Below are 22,446 nucleotides of genomic sequence, written 5' to 3'. Positions count from 1 at the left end.
TACCCGACGAAAGGGCAGGAGCATGAGCTACTCCGTCGGACAGGTGGCGGCCTTCGCCGGGGTCACGGTCCGCACACTGCACCACTACGACCGGGCCGGACTGCTGTCACCCAGCGCGCGCAGCCGGGCCGGGTACCGGCTCTACGACGACGGTGACCTCGCTCGCCTCCAGCAGATCCTCTTCTACCGCGAACTCGGGTTCGCCCTCGACGAGATCGCCACCATCCTCAAGGATCCTCAGGCCGACGTGCTCGAACACCTCCGGGCCCGGCAGCTGCGGCTGCGCGAGGAGACAGCGCGGCTGCAGCGGCTGGCCGAGGTCGCCGAACGCGCCATCGAGGTCCAGCAGACCGGCGTGTCCCTCACCCCTGAGGAGCGCTTCGAGGTCTTCGGCGAGATCACCTTCGATCTCAGCTACGCCACCGAGGCCCAGCTGAAATGGGCCGACTCCGAGGGACACCGGGAGTCCATGGCGCGGGCCGCCGCGCACACCAAGGAGGACTGGCGCCTGCTCATGCGCGAGGCGGCGGCCTGGCGCGCCGAACTGCTCGCCGCCTTCGACGACGGTGAGCCCGCCGACGGCGAGCGGGCCATGGACCTCGCCGAGGAGCACCGCCTGCACATCTCGCGCTGGTTCACCACGTGCCCGCCGGACATGCACCGGCGCATCGCGGACGACATGGCCGCCGACCCGCGCGCCTTCGCCCTCGTCGTGCCGCCGTCGCAGCAGCGCCCCGGCCTCGCCGCCTACCTGGCCAAGGCGGTGCACGCCAACGCCTCCCGCCGCACCGACCCCGAGGGGAACCGATGAGGATTCTGCTGGCCGCCGCCGGCTCGAGAGGGGACGTCGATCCCTACACGGGTCTGGGCGCCGGACTGCGGCGGGCCGGACACGAGGTCACCGTCGCCGCGCCGGAGCCCTTCGGGCCCCTGGTCCGCCGGGCCGGCCTGGAGTTCCGCGGGCTGCCCGCGCGGCCCGAGGCCCAGGACGGCGCCACCGGCCGGCGCGCCCTGATGCGTGCCGCCGCCTTCGTCACAGAGGTCGGGCGCGGCTTGACCGACGTCATGGACGACGCCACGGAGCTGCTGGTGCTGTCCACGACCACGGCCCCGCTCGGCCGGCACCTCGCCGAGGCCACGGGCACCCCCAGCCTCGGCGCCTATCTCACGCCCACGCACCCCACCGGCGACTTCCCACCCGTCGTCACCGGCACCCGTTCCCTGGGCCGCCTCGGCAACCGTACGGCCGGACGGCTCGCCCTCCGCATGGCCGACCGCCTTTATGAGAGGGCGGTCGCCGAACTGCGCGGCCGACTCGGCCTGGCGCCACTCGGTCCCGCAGCCGACCGCCGCCGGCAGGAGGCGGCGGCCTGGACCGTCCTGTACGGCTTCAGCCCGACCCTCGTGCCCCGACCCGCCGACTGGCGGCCCGGCCTGGAGGTCGTCGGCACCTGGTCGCCGTACGTCGATCCGGCCGAGAGGCTCCCCGCCGAGCTGGAGGACTTCCTCACGGCCGGGCCGCGGCCGGTGTTCATCGGGTTCGGCTCCATGGCGGGCGGGCACGGCGAGCGGCTGAGCGAGCTGGCCGTGGCGGCATTGCGGCGCGCCGGGCTGCGCGGCGTGCTCCAGTCCGGCAGGGCCGGGCTCGCCGCCGAGGGGGACGACGTGCTGACCGTCGGTGATGTGCCGCACGCGCTGCTCTTCCCGCGCGTGGCCGCCGTCGTGCACCACGCCGGCGCCGGCACCTCCGCGGCAGCGCTGCGCGCGGGGGTGCCTTCGGTGCCGGTGCCGGTGACGGCCGACCAGCCGTTCTGGGCCGCACGACTGGCCGCCCTCGACGCGGCCACGGACCCGGTGCCGTTCGGGGAGCTCACCGCCGAACGACTGGCCGACGCCCTCGTCCGCGCCGCCCGGGACGGGCGCCACGCCCACGCCGCCGCCACCGCTGCCCGCGCCATGGCGGGCGAGGACGCGGTGGGGCGGACCGTGGAGGTCGTCGAGCGGGTAGAAGGGCCGACGGGCCGAGGGGGCCGTGTGAGCGGTCCGGGGGACGAGGCCGTTCGCCGCTAGGCTAGCCGGCGGACGGCCCGGTCCAGTCGGCCGGGACATGGCCCAGGCGCACCCGCTGCGGATGGTCACCGACCGCCACCGAGGCGGTTTTGCGGCCGGTGGCGAAGTCGATGGCCGTGACCCGGTCGGCGCCGCTCTCGGAGATGACGCAGTCCTTGCCGTCGCCGCTGACGGTGGCCCAGTACGGCTTGACCGCGGGGACCAGCGGGCCCTCCTGAAGGCTCGAACGGTCCACGACCGTGGCGTAGTCGTCCATGGTCCCGGCGACGCAGAGCCTGGTCCCCTCGGGGTTCATCGCGATGCCGTGGTGGCGCGAGTCGAGGAGCCAGGTGGTGCGGTCGGGGTCGGTCCCGGGGTTGCCCGGCAGGGTCTTGACCCGGGTGATCCGGTCGGTGGCGACGTCGTACTCCAGGAAGCCGTTGAAGAAGGAGACCTGGAAGTACAGCTTGGACCAGTCGGGGGAGAAGGCGGCCGGGCGGACCGCGTCGGAGAAGTCCTTCAAACCGATCGCGTTCAGCCGGTCCCGCATGTCGATGGTCCGGACCTGCTGGAAGGTGGTGGCGTCGACGACGGTGATGTGCCGGTCGCCCTTCGTCCAGTCCCATCCCGGGCTGTCGAGCGAGGTGGTGACCTCGCCGATCGACATGTTCCAGATGTACCGGCCGCCGTCGGTGAAGACGTTCTCGTGCGGCTTGTCGCCGGTGGCGAACTCGCCCACCTTCCTGCCGGTGTCGATGTCCAGGACCTGCACCTTGTTCGCGGTGGAGGCGGACACGGCGACCCGGGTTCCGTCGGGGGAGACCGCCATGTGGTCGGCCCGGTAACCGGCCACCGGAAAGCGCCAGTTGACCCGGCCGGTGGCCAGGTCGATGGAGACGACGTCGGCGAAGCTCGGCCGGGAGACCACCACCGACCTGCCGTCCGGAGTGGAGTACATGTCGTCCACGTACTGGTCGTGGCCCTCGCCGACCTGGTCGCGGACGGAGGTGTAGAAGATCCACTTGATCGGGTCGGCGTAGATCTCCGCGAGCCGCTGCTGCTTGTCGGGGATCACATCGACGCGGCCGATCCTCGCGAAGTCGCCGGTGGACCGGATCACGTCGGCGGTGCCGTCCCAGTTGTCGCCGACGAACAGCACCTCGCGCAGCCCGTCGGAGGAGCCGGTCGCGGCGGACGCGGCGGTCGCCGGCCCGGCCACGGTCATCACGAGTGCGGCGGCCAGGGAGCACAGGTGCCTGGTTCTGGAGGCAGGCATGACTGCTCTCCTTCCTCGGGTTCCACGGGTGATCCGAACACGGGCCCGTCCAGGTGAACTTACCGAAAAGTAAGGAAGGTTGAGCTCCTCGACAAGATGTGTTCACGACAAGAATGGTGATCGGGTGACCGTTGGGCCGGATGATTCGAAAGTTTCGAGCCAAGATCGACCGACTTGCGGTCGACCTTCGTGAACGTCCGTGCACGCCCCCGCAGTGGCCCCCGTGGGCTCTCAGGGTGCGAAATGGCCTTGTGCACATGCCTTGACCCTGCCGAGCGGTCGCCCTTACATTCCCTCACGTAATTCGTACTCTTGATGCACGTTCATGTATGTGATTGAGCATCGGATGGGGTCACCATGCTTCAGGGCGTTCTTTTCTTTCCTGTCACTCCGTTCGCCGCAGATGGGTCGGTCGACACGGCGAAACTTTCGATCCATCTGGAGTCCGGCATCGAAGCCGGCGCGGGCGGGGTGTTCGTCGCCTGCGGAACGGGGGAGTTCCACGCGCTGGAGGTGGGGGAGTTCGCCGCCGTGGTGTGCACCGCCGTCGAGGTGGCCGGCGGTCGCGTCCCGGTCTTCGCCGGCGCGGGCGGCTCGCTGCCCCTCGCCCGCCAGTACGCGCGCGCGGCGGAGGAGGCCGGCGCGGACGGGCTGCTGCTGATGCCCCCGTACCTGGTGGCCGGCCCGCCGGCCGGACTGGTCGCCTACGTGCGCCAGGTGGTGGCCGCCGGCTCCCTGCCCGTGATCGTCTACCAGCGCGGCACGGCCCGGTTCGACGTCGCCGCGGCCCTCGAGGTCGCCCGCCTGCCGCAGGTGGTGGGTCTGAAGGACGGCACCGGCGACCTCGACCTCCTCGGCCGGATCGTGACCGCCGTCCGGGCCGATCCGGCCACCGGCGGCGGCGACTTCCAGTTCTTCAACGGGATGCCCACCGCCGAGGGCACCGTACTCGCCTACCGGGGCATCGGCGTCGGGCTCTACTCCTCGGCGGTGTTCTGCTTCGCCCCCGAGATCGCCCTGGCCTTCCACCGGGCCGTCACGGCCGGGGACGACGAAACGGTGCAGCGGCTGCTGGCGGGATTCTTCCACCCTTTGATCGCGCTGCGCGACCGCGTCCCGGGCTACTCGGTCGCCCTGGTCAAGGCGGGCGTCCGGCTGCGGGGCCTGGACGTGGGCGGCGTACGTCCGCCGCTGACCGACCCCGCGCCCGAGGACGTGGCCGAGCTGGAGGCGCTCGTCGCGAGGGGCTCGGCCCTGCTCACCGAGACCCTCCCGGCCGACGGAACCGGGTACACCGACGAGGCCGAGAAGACCTCCGCCGCCGAGGCGGTGGCCCGATGAGCGAGGCACTGCGGATCGCCCGCGTCGACATCACCCCCGTGGCGTTCAAGGACCCCGCCCTCCTCAACGCCGTCGGCGTCCACGAACCCTACGCGCTGCGCGCCGTCGTCGAGGTGACGACCGATCAGGGCGTCAGCGGCCTGGGCGAGACCTACGCCGACGAGGGCCACCTGCGCAGGCTGCGCACGGCCGCCGACGCGATCACCGGCATGGACGTCCACGAACTCGGCCCGATGCACCGGCGGATCGCCGAGGCGCTCGGCGGGGACAGCGGCGGCGACGGGCACGGACTGACCGGCATGATCACCACCAGCAGCACGACGGACCGGGTCTTCTCCCCGTTCGAGGTGGCCTGCCTGGACATCAGGGGCCGCGCCGCCGGCCGCCCGGTCAGCGATCTCCTCGGCGGGGCCGTCCGCGACCGGGTGCCGTTCAGCGCCTACCTCTTCTACAAGTGGGCCGGCCACCCGGGGCACGAGCCCGACGACTGGGGCACCGCCCTGACGCCGGAGGACATCGTGGCGCAGGCCCGGCGCATGGTGGACCGGTACGGCTTCGAGGCGATCAAGCTCAAGGGCGGGGTGATGCCCCCCGAGCAGGAGGTCGAGGCCGTACTGGCGCTGCGGGAGGCCTTCCCCGACACTCCGCTGCGCCTGGACCCCAACGCCGCCTGGACCGTCGAGACCTCGCTGAAGGTGGCCCGCGACCTCGAAGGGGTCCTGGAGTACCTGGAGGACCCCACACCGGGCCAGGAGGGCATGGCCCGGGTCGCCCGAGAGGCCCCGATGCCGCTGGCCACCAACATGTGCGTGGTCGCCTTCGACGAACTGCCCTCCGCGGTGCGCGCCGACGCGGTCCAGGTCGTGCTCTCCGACCACCACTACTGGGGCGGTCTGCACCGCTCCAAGCTGCTCGCCGGGATCTGCGACACCTTCGGCCTGGGCCTGTCGATGCACTCCAACTCCCACCTCGGCATCAGCCTGGCCGCGATGACCCACCTGGCCGCCGCCACGCAGAACCTCACCTACGCCTGCGACACGCACTGGCCGTGGAAGGACCCGGCGGAGGACGTGATCGCCCCCGGTGCGCTCGGCTTCCGCGACGGCTCGGTCGCCGTGCCGCGCGGCCCGGGCCTCGGCGTGGAGCTGGACCGCGACGCGCTGGCCCGGCTGCACGAGCAGTACCTGCGCTGCGGCCTGCGCAACCGGGACGACACCGGCTACATGCGCCGGCTGGACCCGACGTACGAGAAGAAGTCCCCGCGCTGGTGACACCGGGCGGCGCCGGTCCGCCGCCCGCTCCCCGAACGCCCCCACGTTCCCGACCCCGTGACAAGAAGGTCCTGGTATGCACTGGCTCGACTGGGCCGCCGTCTGCGGCTACTTCCTGGTGATGCTCCTCATCGGCGTGTGGTCGCACCGGCGTGTCAACGACGTCTCCGACTACTTCACCGGCGGCGGCAAGATGCCCTGGTGGCTGACCGGCATCTCGCACCACATGTCCGGCTACAGCGCCGCGGTGTTCGTCGCCTACGCGGCCGTCGCCTACAACTACGGCATCACCGTCTACGTCTGGGCGTTCCTGCCGCTCGCCCTCGGCACCGGCGTGGGCGCCTGGCTCTTCGCCCCCCGGTGGAACCGGCTGCAACGGCGTTTCAAGGTCGCCTCGCCGCTGGAGTACCTCGCCCGCCGCTACAACATCCCCGCCCAGCAGGCACTGGCCTGGAGCGGCGCCCTGCTCAAGGTGTTCGACGTCGCCGCCAAGTGGGCGTCGGTGGCCGTGCTCCTGAAGGTCTTCACCGGCATGTCGATGACCAACGGCATCCTGCTCACCGGCGTCGTCACCCTGCTGTACTGCACGGTCGGCGGGCTGTGGGCGGACGCCTTGACCGAGTTCGGCCAGTTCGTCATCCAGGGCGTGGCCGCGCTGTCGATGATGTGGGTGGTCCTCGACCGGCTGGGCGGTGTGTCGAGCCTCGGCACCCTGTGGCACCGGCTGCCGTCCGGGCACACCGACCCGCTCGTCGGCCCCTACACGGCCGGCTTCCTCACCGCGTACGTCGTCGTGAAGCTCTTCGAGTACAACGGCGGCATGTGGAACCTGGCCCAGCGCTACATGGCCACGGACTCCCCGCGCGCCGCCCGCCGCTCGGCGGGACTGTCGGCCGCCCTGTACCTGATCTGGCCGGCCGTGCTGCTGCTGCCCGCGGTCGCCGCGCCGGTCCTCATGCCGCACATCGCCGACCCGCAGCAGACGTACGCGCTGATGGCGCAGTCCTACCTGCCCATGGGCCTGGTGGGTCTCACCCTCGCCGGGATGTTCTCCCACACCATGGCCATGGCCTCCTCCGACGCCAACGCCATCTCGGCGGTCGTCACCCGTGACATCCTGCCCGCCCTCCTCCCCGGCTTCCGGGACGCGAGCACCGAGCGGGGGCTGCGGGTGGCGCGGGTGGTCACGGTGGTCTTCATCACCGTCTCCATGGTCGTGGCCATCGAGGCCGACCACTTCGGCGGCGTCCTCGGGATCATCGTCGGCATGGTCGCGGCCGTCATGGGCCCGATCTCCATCCCGATGCTGCTGGGCCTGCTGCCGGCGTTCCGCCGCTGCGGCTCCCGGGCGGCGCTGACCTCCTGGGCACTCGGCCTCGGCGGTTACTTCCTCGTCAAGTACGGCCTGGACGGGGCCTCGCAGACCACCGTGGTCGTCACCCCGCTGGTCACCTCGCTCGTCGTGTACATCGGCCTCGGCCTGCTGCTGCCGGAGCCGGACGCGGAGGCCGACGCCGTCGTCGCGGCCGTCTCCGGTCCGGAGCCCGGCCCCGAGGCCGCCGCCCTGAAGCCGGTGGCGGAGCAGGCCTGATGCGGCCCGGCTCCGGTCACCGACACGCGCCCACCGAGAACGGACAGCACAGACCGACCGAGAACAGATGGAGGTAATCCGCGGATGAAGAGATCCTCGCTGGTGAGCGTCGCCGTCGCCCTGGTCGTGGGCACGGCGGGTCTCACCACGCACACGGCGTCCGGTGCACGCGACGCCGCGCCTCGGCCCGCGCGGGCCGCCGCCGCGACGAGCGACGCCGGCGGCCACTGGGTGGACACCTGGGCGTCCATGCCCCAGCTGACCGAGCCCGGCAACATGCCGCCCGCGCCCTTCACCCAGGCCGACCGCGTGTTCGAACACGCGACGCTGCGCCAGACCGTGCACATCGGGGTGAGCGGGCAGCACCTGCGGCTGCGCTTCTCCAACGCGTTCGGCGGCACCGACCTGCCCGTCACCGGCGTCACCGTGGCACGCCCGGCCGACGGCAAGGCGGGCGTCGACACGATCGTGCCGGGCACCTCCCGGACGGTGACGTTCGTCGGGCACCGGGGCATCGACATCCCGATGGGCGCACAGGCGGTCAGCGACCCGCTGGACTTCGACGTGCGGGCCGGAACCGACCTCACCGTGACCCTCTACCTCGCCGACGGCCAGGCCTCCACCTCCCTCACCTCGCACCCCGGATCGCGCACCACGTCCTACATGCTGGCCGGCGAGCACCTGGACGACACGGCACTGCCCGGCGCCACCACCGCTGACCACTGGTACTTCCTCAGCGGCCTGGAGGTGTGGTCGAAGAACCCGACGTCCGCCACCGTCGTGCTCGGCGACTCGCTCAGCGACGGCCGCGGGTCAACGACCAACGGCAACGACCGCTGGCCGGACCAGCTCCAGGACCGGCTGCGGTCCGGCCCCGGCACGGCGGGCATCGCGGTCATCAACGAGGCGGCCGGCGGAAACCGGGTCCTCCACGACGGTCTGGGCCCCAATGCCCTGGCCCGCCTCGACCGCGACGTTCTCGCCCAGAGCGGCGTCGACCGGCTCATCGTCTTCGAGGGCGTCAACGACATCGGCACGGCCGACGCGACCGGGCCGGCGATGAAGCAGGTCACGGACGACCTCATCAATGCCTACCAGCAGATCGTCACCCGTGCCCACGCCCAGGGCATCCGCGTCTACGGTGCCACCCTCACCCCCTTCGGCGGCAACGGCTACGACGACCCGGCCGGCCTCCGCGAATCGGCCCGGCAGGCGGTCAACCGGTGGATCCGCACCAGTGGCCGGTTCGACGCCGTCATCGACTTCGACCGGGCGGCCCGTGACCCCCGAGACCCGCGCGCACTGCTGCCCGCCTACGACACCGGCGACCACCTCCACCTCGACCCGGCCGGGTACAAGGCCCTGGCCGACACGGTGCCGGTGCGCCTCTTCCAGCAGCGTCCGCAACCGGGGAACGGGGGTGTCGGCCCGGCCTGACGGGACCCGGCGCCGCACACGGCGTGACCAGGTGACCGCGTAGGACACTGCCGACGGCACCGCGACACACCCGCCGGCGACGGACGAGACGACCGGTCACGGACGAGACGGCCGGCGACGGTCGAAGGCGGCCCGTGACGGACGAAGGCGGCCCGCACCTTCGTCCGTCACGGGCCGGTCAGCCCGCCAGCCGGTCCACGGCGGCGAGTACCGGCGCGACGCCGTCCTCCTCGCGGATCCGGGCGCCCAGCGCCTGGGCCCGTCGCAGGTGGGCGGCGTCCCCGGTGGCCCGGGTGAGCGCGGCGGAGAGCGCGTCCGCGGTGAGCCCGCGCAGCGGGACGGCGCACGGGGCCACCCCGAGACGGATCAGGCGCTGCGCCCAGAACCCCTCGTCGAACTGGACCGGCAGCGGCACCGCGGGCACCCCGGCGCGCAGCCCGGCCGCCGTCGTGCCCGCCCCGGCGTGGTGCACCACGGCGGCCATGCGCGGGAACAGCGCCGAGTGCGGGACGTCGTCGACGGTCAGCATGTCGTCACCGGCCGCCGCCAGCCCGGCCCAGCCCCGCTGCACCACCCCGCGCAGTCCGGCCCGGCGCAGCGCGCGCACGATCGTTTCGCTGAGCCGGACGGGGTCGGGCACGGTGGCGCTGCCCAGCCCGACGAACACCGGGGGCGGCCCCGCCTCCAGGAACTCCCGCAGGTCGCCCGGGAGCCGGGCGTCACGGTCGTACGGCCACCAGTACCCGCCCACCTCCAGACCGGCCCGCCAGTCACGCGGCCGGGGCACCACCAGCGGGCTGAAGCCATGGTGCACGGGCAGCCGCAGCCCCGCGCGGATGCGGCGGGCGGTGCCGATGCGCGAGGCGGGCAGCCCCAGCCGCGCCCGCACGGCGGGCACGGCCGCCGAGAAGACCCGCTCCACGGCGAGGTTCACCCCGTGCCCGGCGAGGCGGTTCACCGGCGCGCCCCAGTGACCGCCGCCGAGCAGTGGAGGGGCGAACTCCCGGGTGGGCGACAGAGGTTGCAGATGGGCGCCCATGCAGGGCAGGCCCAGCGCCTCGGCGATGGCATGCCCGACCGGCCCCAGGGAGCCGGAGAGCAGCAGCACGTCGCTCTTCTCCGCCGCCGCGATCAGCTCGTCCGTCATCTGTGCCAGCGCCGCCCGCGCCAGGCCGACCGCCCGCAGCATCTTGCCCGCACCGGTCGCACTGCGGTGCAGGCTCCGTCCGCGCCGGGACCCGAGCTCGGCCCGTGGATCCACCGGCAGCGCGTGGAAGCCGAGTCCCGAGCCCGCGACCAGCGGCTCGAAGCGCCCGTGGGTGACCAGGGTGACGGCATGCCCCGCGCGGGCCAGGCCGTGCCCCAGTCCCGTGAAGGGGGCGACGTCTCCCCGGGAACCCGCCGTCATGATCGCTACGCGCACGACGGTCAGTATGGCCGCGCCGGAGCCGGCCGCCGGTGAACGACCCGGCGGATCCGGAGGCGTTCACTCCGCGCCGGTCACACGCCGAGCTGCCGGGCGGCCGCGTCCACCGTCTGCTCCAGGAGCGTGGCGATGGTCATGGGGCCGACACCACCGGGCACCGGCGTGATGAGCGAGGCCCGCTCCACGGCCGAGTCGAAGTCGACGTCGCCGACGTTGCCCTCGTTGTAGCCCGCGTCGATCACGACCGCGCCCGGCTTGATGTCCTGGCCGCGGACGAGCCGCGGCCGGCCCACGGCGGCGACCACGACGTCCGCCTCCCGGACCACGGAGGAGAGGTCACGCGTCCGCGAGTGGCAGTACGTCACCGTGGCGTCCCGGGCGAGCAGCAGCATGCCCACCGGCTTGCCGAGGATCGCGCTGCGCCCCACGACGACGGCCCGCTTGCCGGCCAGGTCGACGTCGTACGCGTCGAGCAGCCGCAGGATGCCGCCGGGCGTGCAGGAGACGAACCCCGGCAGGCCGAAGCTCATCGTGGCGAAGGAGGCGAAGGTGACACCGTCGACGTCCTTCTCGGGCGCGATCGCCTCGAACGCGGCCCGTTCGTCGATGTGGTCGCCGACCGGGTGCTGGAGCAGGATGCCGTGGACGGAGGGGTCCTGCGACAGGGAGCGCAGCGTGCCGACCAGTTCCTCGGTGGTGGTCTCGGCGGGCAGCGCCACACGGCGGGAGTCGATGCCGGCCTTGCGGCACCGGTTCTGCTTCATCCGGACATAGGTGACGGAGGCCGGGTCCTCGCCGACCAGCACCGTCGCCAGACAGGGTGCGGTGCCCGTGCGGTCGGTGAGGTCGGCGGCCTTGCGCGCGGTCTCCTCGACGATGCGTCGGGCGAGCGCGGTGCCGTCCATGAGCCGGGCCTGGGACATGGTCCACTCCTGAGCGTTCGACGGAATCACCCAGGCGCGCGGCTACGACTCGCGGGGGCCGCTCCCCGGTGGTGCTCCACCTCAGCGCCAGTCACGGCCCCGCCCCAGCCTAGCCGAACCCACCCGCCGGCCCGGCCGGACCCGCGGCCCGCGGGCGCGGGTCCGGGGCCGTACCGCGTGCAGGAGGGACCTCACCAGAGCGGCGGAGGCCAGCCGCTGCGCCGCGGAGGCGGCCCGCGAGGGCCGCAGCCGGGCCGAGTGCGACCCGCCCACTCCGGCGCGGGCCGAGAAACTCCATGTCAGCCGGGAGCTGACCTGGACCCGTGCGGCCTTCCTGCCTACGCGTCCCATGTCCTGATCACGATCCGACCGGTGATCCCGCCGTCGCGCGGCGCTCCGGTGCCGCGGGCCGGGCGTGCCGTGGTCGCCATGTGACCTCCCACGAAGCCGTGGCCCGGCGGGAGCGGGCCGTCACGGGCCTGTCCTTCGAGCGTCCCCCGTGTGCGCGGGCCGGGCAAGCCGACCGGCCCCGCGCACGCGGATGGTGCCGCCGGCACGCGGGGTCGGACGTGCGGCCGGTGTGCGGGGTCGGGCCTACGTCCGGTGCGCGCCGTGCCGGATCCAGGAGTTCGCGGTGAACGCCCCGTCCGTCCGCCGCGTTCTCGTCCCCGCCGCGTTCTCGCCCTGTCGGGTGAGCGAGGGTGCCAGGCCGTGTCCGGGTGGGGGCGGCCGCGTTGCTGAGGACATGATCTCCACCCGACGTATCGTCACCGTCGTCGCTCTCGCCGCCTCCGCCACGGGTCTCGCCGCGCTGCCGGCGAGCGCCGCCGACGCCGGGGTCCCGGTCGCCGGCAGGCTGGTGCCGCTCGACGCGGTCGACTCGCTCGCCCGCACCGGCCTCCCCGCCGAGCAGCGGAACGCGGTCCCCTCGGTCTCCGAGCAGCTCTCCTCCCTGAACCGCGCGCGCGACCTCGACCGACTGAACCAGCTCAGGCAGGTCACCGGTCTCGCCTCCCCGCTCTTCGGGCTGGTGCCCGGCATCCACTGATCACGCGGGCGCGGCGACCGGCGCGACCACGCCTGTACCGGGTGGCCGCCGGTAGGGTCGGAACCACGGACATCGGTCGACGGAAGGGACCACCACCATGGCCCAGGAAGTGCGCGGCGTGATCGCACCGGGGAAGGACGAGCCCGTACGGGTCGAGACGATCGTCGTGCCGGACCCCGGGCCCGGAGAGGCCGTCGTACGGGTCCAGGCCTGCGGCGTCTGCCACACCGACCTGCACTACAAGCAGGGCGGCATCACCGACGAGTTCCCCTTCCTGCTCGGGCATGAGGCCGCCGGGGTGGTGGAGTCGGTCGGCGAGGGGGTCACCGACGTCGCGCCCGGCGACTTCGTGATCCTCAACTGGCGTGCGGTGTGCGGGAAGTGCCGCGCGTGTCTGCGCGGACGCCCCTGGTACTGCTTCGACACCCACAACGCCCGGCAGAAGATGACCCTGACCGACGGCACCGAGCTCTCCCCGGCCCTCGGGATCGGTGCCTTCGCCGAGAAGACGCTGGTGGCCGCGGGCCAGTGCACCAAGGTCGACCCGTCCGTGTCTCCTGCCGTCGCCGGGCTGCTGGGCTGCGGTGTGATGGCCGGCATCGGCGCGGCGATCAACACCGGAGGGGTCGGCCGGGGCGACTCGGTCGCCGTGATCGGCTGCGGCGGGGTCGGCGACGCGGCCGTCGCCGGATCGTACCTGGCGGGCGCCGGGAAGATCATCGCGGTCGACATCGACGACCGCAAGCTCGAGACCGCCCGGACCATGGGCGCCACACACACCGTCAATTCCGCTGACACCGACCCCGTGGAGGCGATCCGCGAGCTCACCGGCGGCTTCGGCGCCGACGTCGTCATCGATGCCGTCGGCCGCCCGGAGACCTACCGGCAGGCCTTCTACGCTCGCGACCTGGCCGGCACGGTGGTGCTGGTCGGTGTGCCGACCCCGGAGATGAAGCTGGAGCTGCCGCTGCTGGACGTCTTCGGGCGCGGTGGGGCGCTGAAGTCCAGCTGGTACGGCGACTGCCTGCCGTCCCGGGACTTCCCGATGCTCATCGACCTGCACCTCCAGGGCCGCCTGCCGCTGGACAAGTTCGTCACCGAGACCATCCGGCTGGACGAGGTGGAGAAGGCGTTCGAGCGGATGCACGGCGGCGACGTGCTGCGTTCGGTGGTGGTGCTCTGATGGCCGCACGCATCGAACGCCTCGTCACCGCCGGGCAGTTCACGCTCGACGGCGGCACCTGGGACGTCGAGAACAACGTGTGGATCGTCGGCGACGACCACGAGGCGATCGTCATCGACGCCGCCCACGACGCCGAGGCCATCGCCGAGGCGGTCGGCGACCGCCGGCTGACCGCCATCGTGTGCACCCACGCGCACAACGACCACATCGACGCCGCACCCGCCCTCGCGGACCTCACCGGCGCGACGATCTGGCTGCACCCCGACGACCTGCCGCTGTGGAAGATGACCCACCGCGACCGGGACCCCGACGAGCACCTGTCGGACGGTCAGGTCCTCGAGGCGGCCGGGGCCGACCTCACCGTCCTGCACACCCCCGGCCATGCCCCGGGCGCGGTCTGCCTCCACGACCCCGGGCTCGGCGTCGTCTTCACCGGCGACACCCTCTTCCAGGGCGGGCCGGGCGCCACCGGCCGCTCCTACTCCGACTTCCCGACGATCATCGACTCCATCCGCGACCGCCTTCTCACCCTGCCGCCCGAGACGAAGGTCCTCACCGGCCACGGCGACGCCACGACCATCGGCGCGGAGGCCCCGCACCTCCAGGAGTGGATCGCCCGCGGTCACTGAGCGGCGCGGACGCGACCGACAGAAGGACAGAAGAAGGACAGCAGCAGAAAGCCGACAGTGGATGTCCGGCTTCCGCGCCACCCTCGACGAGGACACCGCAGGAAGACGCACAGGAGGCCGGACATGGCACGCCCACACCCGCGTTCACTGGAAGGCAAGGTCGCGCTGGTCGCGGGGGCGACACGGGGCGCCGGCCGCGGCATCGCCGTGGAACTCGGCGCGGCCGGCGCCACCGTGTACGTCACCGGACGCAGCACACGCGACCGGCGCTCCGAGTACGACCGCCCCGAGACCCTCGAGGACACCGCCGACCTGGTGACCGAGGCCGGCGGCCGCGGCATCGCCGTACCCACCGACCACCTGGAACCCGACCAGGTCCACGCCCTCGTCGAGCGCATCGCACACGACCAGGGCCGCCTGGACGTCCTCGTCAACGACATCTGGGGCGGCGAGAAGCTCTTCGAGTGGGACACCCCCGTCTGGGAGCACGACCTGGCGGCCGGCCTCAGGCTGCTCCGCCTGGCCGTGGAGACACACGCCGTCACCAGCCACCACGCGCTGCCCCTGCTGCTGCGCCGGCCCGGCGGCCTGGTGGTGGAGATGACCGACGGCACCGCCGAGTACAACCGGGACACCTACCGCGTCAACCTCTTCTACGACCTCGCCAAGGCGTCCGTGCTGCGCATGGCCTTCGCCCTGGGCCACGAACTCGGCCCGCGCGGCGCCACCGCGGTCGCGCTCACCCCCGGCTGGATGCGTTCGGAGATGATGCTCGACCACTTCGGGGTGCGGGAGGAGAACTGGCGTGACGCCCTGGAGCAGGTGCCCCACTTCGCCATCTCCGAGACCCCGCGCTACGTCGGCCGGGCCGTAGCCGCCCTCGCCGCCGACCCGGACGTGGCGCGCTGGAACGGGCAGTCGCTGTCGAGCGGGGGGCTCGCCCAGGTGTACGGCTTCACCGACGTGGACGGCAGCCGCCCCGACGCCTGGCGGTACCTGACGGAGGTGCAGGACGCGGGCGAACCGGCGGACGCGACCGGCTATCGGTGAGCGGAATCAGGCGACCGCCTCGGCCGGCAGCGGCACGCACGGCGGCCGGCGCGGCGGCAGCGGTACTCACGGCGGCCGTCCGTACCGGCAGCGGTACTCGCCCCGCCGTCCTCCCCGCTGCCCAGCACGATCAGCGTCTCGCCCCGATGAGGGCGGGCAGTTGCTCCACGAACGCGGACATGACCGTACGGCATCTGCCCGAACGGCCGCCGCGACGGTAGGTTCTGTGCATGACGGACACGAAGCGGTTCGAGGGACACGGAGTGCTCGTCACCGGCGCGGCCCGCGGCATCGGCGCGGCCATCGCCCGGCGACTGGCCGAGGAGGGAGCACGGGTCCTGGTCACCGACGCCGACGGGCCGGAGGCGGAGAAGACCGCGGGGACCCTGCGCGAGCGTGGACTGGCGGCCTGGGCGCACCACTGCGACGTGGCCGACCGGGACTCCGTGGAGGCGGCCGTGGCGCACGCGGTCGAGGTGTTCGGCAGGCTCGACGTGCTGGTCAACAGCGCGGCCCACTGCACCCCCGACACCCCGCTGTTCGAGGACGGCACGGACGAGGTCTGGGCGCGCGACCTCGACGTCACCCTGACCGGCGCCCACCGCTGCTGCCGTGCCGCCCTGCCCCACCTGGTGGCGTCCGGCCGGGGCGCGATCGTCAGCATCGGCTCCGTCAACGGCACCCAGGACTTCGGCAACCACGCCTACAGCGCCGCGAAGGCGGGCCTGGTCTCGCTCACCCGGACCCTCGCCGGGCACGCCGCCGCACGGGGCGTACGCGTCAACCTCGTGATGCCGGGGACGGTGCGCACCTCCGCCTGGGAGGGACGCGAGGCCGAACTCGACCGCGTCCGCGGCCTGTACCCCCTCGGCCGTGTCGGCGAGCCCGATGACATCGCCGCCGCCGTCGCCTTCCTCGCCTCCCGGGACGCGGCCTGGATCACCGGCACCACATTGACGGTCGACGGCGGCCTCACCGCCGTCAACACCGGCTTCAACGCGGCGCTCCGCGAGCGCTGAACCACCCCTCAGGCGCGGACCACCGCCAGCACCTCCTCGCGCAGCCGGGCCATCGTGTCGGCGTCCCCGGCCTCCACGTTGAGCCGCAGCAACGGTTCGGTGTTGGAGGGCCGCAGATTGAACCACCAGCCGGCGGCGCTGATCGTCAGCCCGTCGAGCTCGTCGGCGACCGCACCGTCCCGGCCGGCGAAGGCCGCGCGGACCGCGGCGAGCGTGCGTCGCTGATCGTGGACCACGCTGTTGATCTCCCCGGACGCCTCGTACCGTCGGTACTGTTCCACCAGCGTCGACAGGGGTGTCCGCGTGCCGCCGAGAGCGGCGATCACATGCAGGGCCGCCAGCATGCCGCTGTCGGCGGACCAGAAGTCGCGGAAGTAGTAGTGCGCCGAGTGCTCGCCGCCGAACACCGCGCCCGTGCGGGCCATTTCGGCCTTGATGAAGGAGTGCCCCACCCGGGTGCGCACCGGGACGCCGCCGTGCTCGCGCACCACCTCCGGCACGGCGCGCGAGGTGATCAGATTGTGGATGACGGTGCTTCCCGGGTGCTCGGCCAGCAGACGGGTCGCGATCAGGGCGGTGACGGTGGACGGAGCGACCGCCTCGCCGCGCTCGTCGACGACGAAGCAGCGGTCCGCGTCACCGTCGAAGGCCAGGCCCAGGTCGGCACCGCTCTCCCGCACCTCGCGCTGCAGGTCGACGATGTTCTTCGGATCCAGCGGATTGGCCTCGTGGTTCGGGAAGGTGCCGTCCAGCTCGAAGTACATCGGCACGACCTCCACCGGCAGGTCACGGAAGACCGCGGGCGTGGTCAGGCCCGCCATGCCGTTGCCCGCGTCCACCACGATCTTCAGCGGGCGAACGGAGGAGAGGTCCACCAGCTTCAGCAGATGCGCGGCGTAGTCGCCGAGCAGGTCCCGCCGGGTGACGCGGCCCGGGGTGCGCCCGGTGGCGGGCAGCCCGCCGGCCGCCGACCACCGCTCGGCGAGCGCGCGGATCTCCCGCAGACCGGTGTCCTGGCCCACCGGCCGTGCGCCCGGCCGGCACATCTTGATGCCGTTGTAGCGGGCGGGGTTGTGGCTCGCGGTGAACATCGCGCCGGCGAGGCCGAGGGCGCCGCTGGCGAAGTACAGCCCGTCCGTGGAGCACAGGCCGGTCTCGGTCACGTTCGCGCCGCGCGCCGCCGCGCCCTCGGCGAAGGCGCGCGCCAGCCCCGGGGAGCTGGGGCGCATGTCGTGCCCGGTCACGACGGCGTCCGCGCCGGTCGTCTCGACGAACGCGGCGCCGATCAGCCGGGCGAGGTCCTCGTCGAGCTGATCGGGCACGATGCCGCGGATGTCGTAGGCCTTCACCAGGCCGGAGAGGTCGATGCCGGGCCGGTCACTCACTGTCGTACTCCTTGTGCGTCATCCATACGGTCGTGTCCTGCGGGATGCTGCGGCCATCGAGGGGTGCGCTGGACAGCAGCACCTGGGCATCGTCGTCCAGGTGCAGCGGCCGTGCGCCGAAGTTCACCAGGCACCACAGGCCCGCCCCCCGTTCGAAACCGAACCACGCCCCGTCGTCCGGCCCGTCCAGCTTCAGTGCCGCGTCCGATGCCGGGTGGGCCCGGCGCAGCCGCAGCGCCGTACGGTAGAGCGACAGCATGGAGCCGGCCTCCGCGTCCTGTGCCCTGACCGACAGTCCGGCCCAGTCGGCGGGCTGCGGGAACCAGCAGTCCGCCGGGTCGGCGGTGCTGAACCCGTACGGGGCGGCGTCGCCCTCCCAGGGCAGCGGCACCCGGCTTCCGTCCCGCCCGCGCTCCCGGTGACCGGAACGCTCCCACAGCGGGTCGCGCAGCCGGTCGTCGGGCAGTTCGGCCTGCGGCAGGCCGAGTTCCTCTCCCTGGTAGACGTACGCGGCGCCGGGCAGCGCGAGCATCAGCAGCGCGGCGGCCCGCGCCCGCCGCTCACCGGCGGGGCCGCCGCCGTAGCGGGTGACCGGCCGGACCGCGTCGTGGCTGGAGAGCACCCAGGTGACCGGGGCGTCCACCGTCTGCATGGCGGCCACGGACCGCTCGATCACCTCCCGCATGCCCGCTCCGTCCCACGGGGCTTCCAGGAACGCGAAGTTGAAGACCTGCTGCATCTCGCCGGGGCTGACGTAGCGGGCCAGCCGCTCGCGGTCGAAGATCCCCGCCTCGGCCACCATGACCCGCTCGCCCGGGGGCACGGCACCGGCGAGGGCGGGGTGGCGGTCCAGCAGCCTGCGCCAGTCGCGGAACAGCGGATGCAATTCCTCCTGGTCGTAGTACGGCATCAGGTGGTTGCGGTGGGCGTCCTGGTGCTGGCCCGGGCCCGCGTCGGGCAGGTCCCACGCCTTGAACAGGGCGTGGGCGACGTCGACGCGGAAGCCGTCGACGCCGTGGTCCAGCCAGTGCTTCATGATCCGTTCGAACTCGGCGACGACCTCGTGGTCGCGCCAGTTCAGGTCCGGCTGCTCCGGCGCGTGCAGGTGCAGGTACCACTCGCCCGGCCCGCCGTCCGGCTCGCGGACCCTGGTCCAGGCGCTGCCGCCGAACGCGGACTGCCAGTCGTTGGGCGGCAGTTCGCCGTGCTCGCCACGGCCCGGCCGGAAGACGTAGCGCTGCCGGACCCGCGAGCCCGGCCCGGCGGCCAGCGCCTGACGGAACCAGGGGTGCCGGTCGGACGTGTGGTTGGGGACCAGGTCCACCAGGACCTTGATGCCCAGGGCGTGGGCCCGGTCCACCAGCGCGGCGAAGTCCGCCGGGGTTCCCAGGTCCGGGGCCACGCCCGTGTGATCGGCGATGTCGTAGCCACCGTCGGCCAGCGGCGAGGGGTAGAACGGGGTGATCCACACCGCGTCCACGCCCAGGGTGCGCAGATGCCCGAGCCGCGACGTGGCCCCCGGCAGGTCGCCGACGCCGTCCCCATCGCCGTCGGCGAAGGAGCGCGGGTAGATCTCGTAGCAGACGGCGTCCCGCCACCAGGGGGCACCGGACCCGGTCGTCATACGCCCGCTCCAGGGGCCGTCGGGGACGGGACCGTCACGGGCACGGTACGGCCGGTCCGCGCCGACCGCGTCGCCGCCTCGGCCACCGCGACGGCGGCCAGGCCCGCGCGGGCGTCGGCCACCGGTGTCCCGCCGTGTGCCGCACAGTGCAGCAGGTCGGTCATGGCCGCCCGTACGCTCTCCCGGTAGACGTAGGGCTTGCGTGCCTCGCCGCCCAGATCGATGACGCAGTCGACCCGGTGCGGGACGACCCGCTCGACGCCCCGGCCGCGGGCCGGGCGGTCGGAGCCGGCCCCGCGGGTCACCGACACCGCGACCCGCTCCTCGCCGTGCGGACGCAGGCCCGGGACCGCGAGGAGTTCGGCGGCCCGCCCGGGCAACCGCTCCCAGCGGGCGGCTCCGACGTCGTCGGTCCAGGCGGTGAGCGTCGCGAAGGTGGGGATCCAGCCGGTGACCCGCGCCTCGGCGAAGCCGTGGTCCAGGCGCATCAGTTGGCGCTCGGCGCGGTGGGCGTGGGTGAAGGAGTGGGTGTGGGTCGCCACGGCTCCGCCGGGATGGGTGGCGGTGGCCACCACGATGTCCACCGGGCCGCCGGGCCGGCGCACCGCCGTGCCCTGCACCTCGACCGGGTCGCTGCCCATCAGGGCGCTCGCCGCGTCGAAGAAGTGCACGCCGTGCTCGACGAGGATGCCGCCGCTGCGCGCCGGGTCCCAGAACCAGTGGTCCGGCCCCAGGTCCTCGTCGGAGGCGTCGTTCTCGAAGGCGAACCTGCGCACCGGGTCCAGCAGCCCCTCCTCGACGAGCCGCTGGAGCATGCGCAGGACCGGGTTGTACCGCAGCACGTGGTCGACGGCGAACACGCCCGGCGCGCGGGCGGCCTCGGCCGCGACGCGCGCCGCGTCCTGAAGGCCGACGGCGATCGGCTTCTCGCAGAAGACATGCTTGCCCGCGCCCAGGGCGTCGACGGCCGCGTCCGCGTGGGCGGCCGGCGGGGTGGCCAGGACCACCACGTCGACCCCGGGGAAGTCCATGGCCTCCCCGGCGCTCGTGACGACCGCCGCGCCGTGCCGCCGGGCCAGTGCCGCGGCCCGCTCCCGGTCGGGGTCGGCGCACACCGCGATCCGCAGTCCGGGGATGTCGCGCACGGCGTCCAGGACGAAGGCGCCGAAGCCGCCGCAGCCGATCAGCGCCAGCCCGAGGCCCGGGGTGGGTTCGGCGCTCACTCGGCCCGGTCCAGACGGGCCACGCCGATGTGCGCGTCGGCCATGCCGTAGAAGACGTAGCGCACGCCGTCGATCTCCTCGACGGCGGTGGGGAAGACGACGTTCGGCACGGTCCCCGAGCGCTCCTCCTCGGTCTCCGGGGCCATCAGCGGCTCCGCGGTGCGGGCCAGGACCCGGGCCGGGTCGGCGGGGTCGAGGATCATGGCGCCGGCCGCGTAGTGGACCGTCTGGGTCTGGACGAAGGGGTCGTCGATGGTGCCGGAGACCCCGTGGTGGATGAGCAGCCAGCCCTCGTCGACACGGATCGGGGCCGGGCCGGCGCCGATCTTCAGCGCCTCCCAGGGGAACTCGGACAGGGCGACCAGGCGGTGGTGGCGGGGCCGGGTCAGGGCACGGATGTCCCGCTCGGCCTCGTCGACGGGGACGTAGGAGATCCAGATGCCCGGGCGTTCGTCGGTCACGCCGGCGGGCAGGTGGACGCCCTCCCCGGGGCGGAACCAGCCGAGGTCCCACATGGGGCGGTGCAGCATGGCGAAGTACATCCCCCCGTCCGGGCCCGGCACGGGCTCGGGGAAGTGCACGACGTCCTTGTTGGGGAAGAGGTTGAGGTCGGTGTCCAGCCCGGGCTGGTACTCGAACTGGAGCGGGCCGAGGCGCTCCCAGTGCACCAGGTCCTCGGACACGGCGAGGGCCGGCTTGGGGCCGAGCGGACCGTAGGCCACGTACGACATCACATGCCGGCCCAGCGCCTCGATCCAGGTGGTGCGGGGGTCCTCCACACCGGCGTTGTTCTTGCCGCGCTCCCAGCCCGCGTCCGGGGCCAGGACCACGCCCCGGCGTTCGACGCCGGTGGGGACGCCGTTCTCGACGACGACCTCGGCGAGCCCGACCCGGGAGACGTTGCCCTCGGCGACCAGCCGCGGCAGCAGGTGCAACCGGCCGTCCGGGGTGCGGCCGGACGCGGGGTTGAGCACACCCTCCACCTCGTCGGCCGCGCCGGGCAGCGGGGACATCACGACGCCGACCCGGGTGAGGCGGTAGGGGATGGGGGTGGTGGTGCTGTGGGACACGGGGGTTCAGCCCTTCGTTGCTGAGTCGAGGTCGGTGGAGGTGAAGCGGTGCTGGAAGACGATGTAGAGCGCCACGGCGGGCGCCGCCAGCACACAGGCGCCGGCGAGGATGGTGCCGAACGGGTTCGCGGCGGCCGCGGAGACGGTGCTGATGTAGTTGGCCAGCGAGACGGCCAGGGGCTGCATGTCCTGGCGCTTGGTGACCAGGAACGGCCAGAGGAACTCGTTCCACGGCCCGGTGAAGCTCAGGAGCACCACCGAGAGCAGGGCAGGCCTGCACAGCGGGATGGCGATGCGCAGCAGGATCTGCAGTTCGCTGGCGCCGTCCATGCGGGCGGCCTCGAACATGGCGGGCGGCAGCTGGAGGAAGAACTGGCGGAAGATGAAGACGGCGCTGGTGTTGATCGCGAAGGGCAGGATCATGCCCAGGTAGGAGTCGGCCAGTCCGTAGTCACGGACGATCAGCACGTACAGCGGGATCATCAGCAGCTGGAACGGCACGACCTGCACCAGGAGCACCAGGGCGAAGGTGGTGCCCCGCCCCCGGAAGTGCAGTCGGGCCAGCGCGTATCCGGCGAGCAGCCCGAAGACGGTGGTGCAGACGATCACCCCGCCCGTGAAGATGCCGGAGTTGATCAGTGAACGCCCCAGCGAGATGGCCGAGTTGATCGCGGCGTAGTTGTGCAGACTCAGGTTCCCCGGGTTCGGGAACGCGCCGGCCGGACTCGAGTCGGGCTCCTTCTGCAAGGAGCCGATGATCATGTAGTAGAAGGGGAAGAGGAACGCGAACGCCCCGATGAGCAGCGCGATCTTCGACCGGATCGAGCCGGTGGCGGATCGCGGCGCGTGCGGTGGCCGCCGGCGCCTGCGGCCGGACGGCGCGGTGTCGTCGTCGGTCATC

General features: G+C 73.1%; 19 protein-coding genes and 1 riboswitch. Of the genes, 11 read left to right on the top strand and 8 right to left on the bottom strand.

The window, feature by feature from the left end:
* The first annotated feature begins 22 nt into the window (after nucleotides 1–22).
* The gene (locus ACWDUZ_RS00575) at nucleotides 23–811 is read left to right on the top strand and encodes a MerR family transcriptional regulator (protein WP_451629535.1); all 789 of its coding nucleotides are present in this window, start codon (nucleotides 23–25) and stop codon (nucleotides 809–811) included.
* The gene (locus ACWDUZ_RS00570; protein ID WP_451629534.1) at nucleotides 808–2,070 is read left to right on the top strand and encodes a glycosyltransferase; all 1,263 of its coding nucleotides are present in this window, start codon (nucleotides 808–810) and stop codon (nucleotides 2,068–2,070) included. The genes ACWDUZ_RS00575 and ACWDUZ_RS00570 overlap by 4 nt, the downstream gene beginning before the upstream one ends.
* Before the next feature lies 1 nt (nucleotide 2,071).
* Here the strand turns inward: ACWDUZ_RS00570 and ACWDUZ_RS00565 are convergent, their stop codons facing one another.
* A complete protein-coding gene (locus ACWDUZ_RS00565; RefSeq protein WP_451629533.1) occupies nucleotides 2,072–3,325 on the bottom strand; it encodes a YncE family protein in 1,254 nt (417 codons plus the stop codon).
* Nucleotides 3,326–3,682: 357 nt separating this feature from the next.
* Here ACWDUZ_RS00565 and ACWDUZ_RS00560 point away from each other — a divergent pair, with 357 nt between their 5' ends.
* The 4 genes from ACWDUZ_RS00560 to ACWDUZ_RS00545 all read left to right on the top strand — a co-directional run bounded on the left by ACWDUZ_RS00560 (nucleotide 3,683) and on the right by ACWDUZ_RS00545 (nucleotide 8,965).
* Nucleotides 3,683–4,666, top strand: a complete 984-nt coding sequence (locus tag ACWDUZ_RS00560; protein WP_451629532.1) for a 5-dehydro-4-deoxyglucarate dehydratase — start codon at nucleotides 3,683–3,685, stop codon at nucleotides 4,664–4,666.
* Nucleotides 4,663–5,937, top strand: a complete 1,275-nt coding sequence (locus ACWDUZ_RS00555; RefSeq protein WP_451629531.1) for a glucarate dehydratase family protein — start codon at nucleotides 4,663–4,665, stop codon at nucleotides 5,935–5,937. The genes ACWDUZ_RS00560 and ACWDUZ_RS00555 overlap by 4 nt, the downstream gene beginning before the upstream one ends.
* Before the next feature lie 76 nt (nucleotides 5,938–6,013).
* Nucleotides 6,014–7,528 (top strand): sodium:solute symporter family protein, encoded by a 1,515-nt coding sequence (locus tag ACWDUZ_RS00550; RefSeq protein ID WP_451629530.1) that lies wholly within the window; start codon nucleotides 6,014–6,016, stop codon nucleotides 7,526–7,528.
* A gap of 84 nt (nucleotides 7,529–7,612) precedes the next feature.
* A complete protein-coding gene (locus ACWDUZ_RS00545) occupies nucleotides 7,613–8,965 on the top strand; it encodes an SGNH/GDSL hydrolase family protein (RefSeq protein ID WP_451629529.1) in 1,353 nt (450 codons plus the stop codon).
* A gap of 178 nt (nucleotides 8,966–9,143) precedes the next feature.
* Here ACWDUZ_RS00545 and ACWDUZ_RS00540 read toward each other — a convergent pair whose 3' ends face one another.
* Nucleotides 9,144–10,373: a glycosyltransferase gene (locus ACWDUZ_RS00540; RefSeq protein ID WP_451629806.1), complete on the bottom strand. Its 1,230-nt coding sequence runs from the start codon at nucleotides 10,371–10,373 to the stop codon at nucleotides 9,144–9,146.
* 92 nt (nucleotides 10,374–10,465) lie between these two features.
* Nucleotides 10,466–11,314 (bottom strand): bifunctional 5,10-methylenetetrahydrofolate dehydrogenase/5,10-methenyltetrahydrofolate cyclohydrolase, encoded by an 849-nt coding sequence (locus ACWDUZ_RS00535; protein WP_451629528.1) that lies wholly within the window; start codon nucleotides 11,312–11,314, stop codon nucleotides 10,466–10,468.
* Nucleotides 11,315–11,335: 21 nt separating this feature from the next.
* Nucleotides 11,336–11,419: riboswitch (ZMP/ZTP riboswitch) on the bottom strand.
* Nucleotides 11,420–12,059: 640 nt separating this feature from the next.
* Between ACWDUZ_RS00535 and ACWDUZ_RS00530 the strand changes: the two genes are divergently transcribed.
* The 5 genes from ACWDUZ_RS00530 to ACWDUZ_RS00510 all read left to right on the top strand — a co-directional run bounded on the left by ACWDUZ_RS00530 (nucleotide 12,060) and on the right by ACWDUZ_RS00510 (nucleotide 16,243).
* Nucleotides 12,060–12,362 (top strand): hypothetical protein, encoded by a 303-nt coding sequence (locus ACWDUZ_RS00530; protein WP_451629527.1) that lies wholly within the window; start codon nucleotides 12,060–12,062, stop codon nucleotides 12,360–12,362.
* A gap of 97 nt (nucleotides 12,363–12,459) precedes the next feature.
* Nucleotides 12,460–13,545 (top strand): S-(hydroxymethyl)mycothiol dehydrogenase, encoded by a 1,086-nt coding sequence (locus ACWDUZ_RS00525; RefSeq protein ID WP_451629526.1) that lies wholly within the window; start codon nucleotides 12,460–12,462, stop codon nucleotides 13,543–13,545.
* Nucleotides 13,545–14,174 carry an MBL fold metallo-hydrolase gene (locus ACWDUZ_RS00520; protein WP_451629525.1) on the top strand — a complete coding sequence of 210 codons (630 nt, stop codon included), beginning with the start codon at nucleotides 13,545–13,547 and terminating at the stop codon, nucleotides 14,172–14,174. The genes ACWDUZ_RS00525 and ACWDUZ_RS00520 overlap by 1 nt, the downstream gene beginning before the upstream one ends.
* 123 nt (nucleotides 14,175–14,297) lie before the next feature.
* Entirely contained in the window at nucleotides 14,298–15,224 is a 927-nt protein-coding gene (locus tag ACWDUZ_RS00515; protein ID WP_451629524.1) for an SDR family oxidoreductase, read from the top strand.
* Between the two features lie 230 nt (nucleotides 15,225–15,454).
* Nucleotides 15,455–16,243 carry an SDR family NAD(P)-dependent oxidoreductase gene (locus ACWDUZ_RS00510; RefSeq protein ID WP_451629523.1) on the top strand — a complete coding sequence of 263 codons (789 nt, stop codon included), beginning with the start codon at nucleotides 15,455–15,457 and terminating at the stop codon, nucleotides 16,241–16,243.
* A gap of 8 nt (nucleotides 16,244–16,251) precedes the next feature.
* Here ACWDUZ_RS00510 and ACWDUZ_RS00505 read toward each other — a convergent pair whose 3' ends face one another.
* From ACWDUZ_RS00505 to ACWDUZ_RS00485, 5 genes are read right to left on the bottom strand one after another with little or no spacing between them, the layout of a single operon-like run.
* On the bottom strand, nucleotides 16,252–17,628 hold the full coding sequence (locus ACWDUZ_RS00505; RefSeq protein ID WP_451629522.1) for a phosphomannomutase/phosphoglucomutase: 1,377 nt from the start codon (nucleotides 17,626–17,628) through the stop codon (nucleotides 16,252–16,254).
* Nucleotides 17,621–19,252, bottom strand: coding sequence for a glycoside hydrolase family 13 protein (locus ACWDUZ_RS00500; protein WP_451629521.1), 1,632 nt, complete (start codon nucleotides 19,250–19,252; stop codon nucleotides 17,621–17,623). Before ACWDUZ_RS00500 ends, ACWDUZ_RS00505 begins: the two co-directional genes overlap by 8 nt.
* On the bottom strand, nucleotides 19,249–20,475 hold the full coding sequence (locus ACWDUZ_RS00495; RefSeq protein WP_451629520.1) for a Gfo/Idh/MocA family protein: 1,227 nt from the start codon (nucleotides 20,473–20,475) through the stop codon (nucleotides 19,249–19,251). Before ACWDUZ_RS00495 ends, ACWDUZ_RS00500 begins: the two co-directional genes overlap by 4 nt.
* Entirely contained in the window at nucleotides 20,472–21,545 is a 1,074-nt protein-coding gene (locus tag ACWDUZ_RS00490) for a glycoside hydrolase family 130 protein (protein WP_451629519.1), read from the bottom strand. The genes ACWDUZ_RS00495 and ACWDUZ_RS00490 overlap by 4 nt, the downstream gene beginning before the upstream one ends.
* 6 nt (nucleotides 21,546–21,551) lie before the next feature.
* Complete coding sequence (locus tag ACWDUZ_RS00485; RefSeq protein WP_451629518.1) at nucleotides 21,552–22,445, bottom strand: carbohydrate ABC transporter permease; 894 nt, start codon at nucleotides 22,443–22,445, stop codon at nucleotides 21,552–21,554.
* Nucleotide 22,446: the final 1 nt, after the last annotated feature.

This window comes from Streptomyces sp. NPDC003393, assembly GCF_053589015.1.
This window is presented reverse-complemented; position numbering and strand designations above follow the sequence as displayed.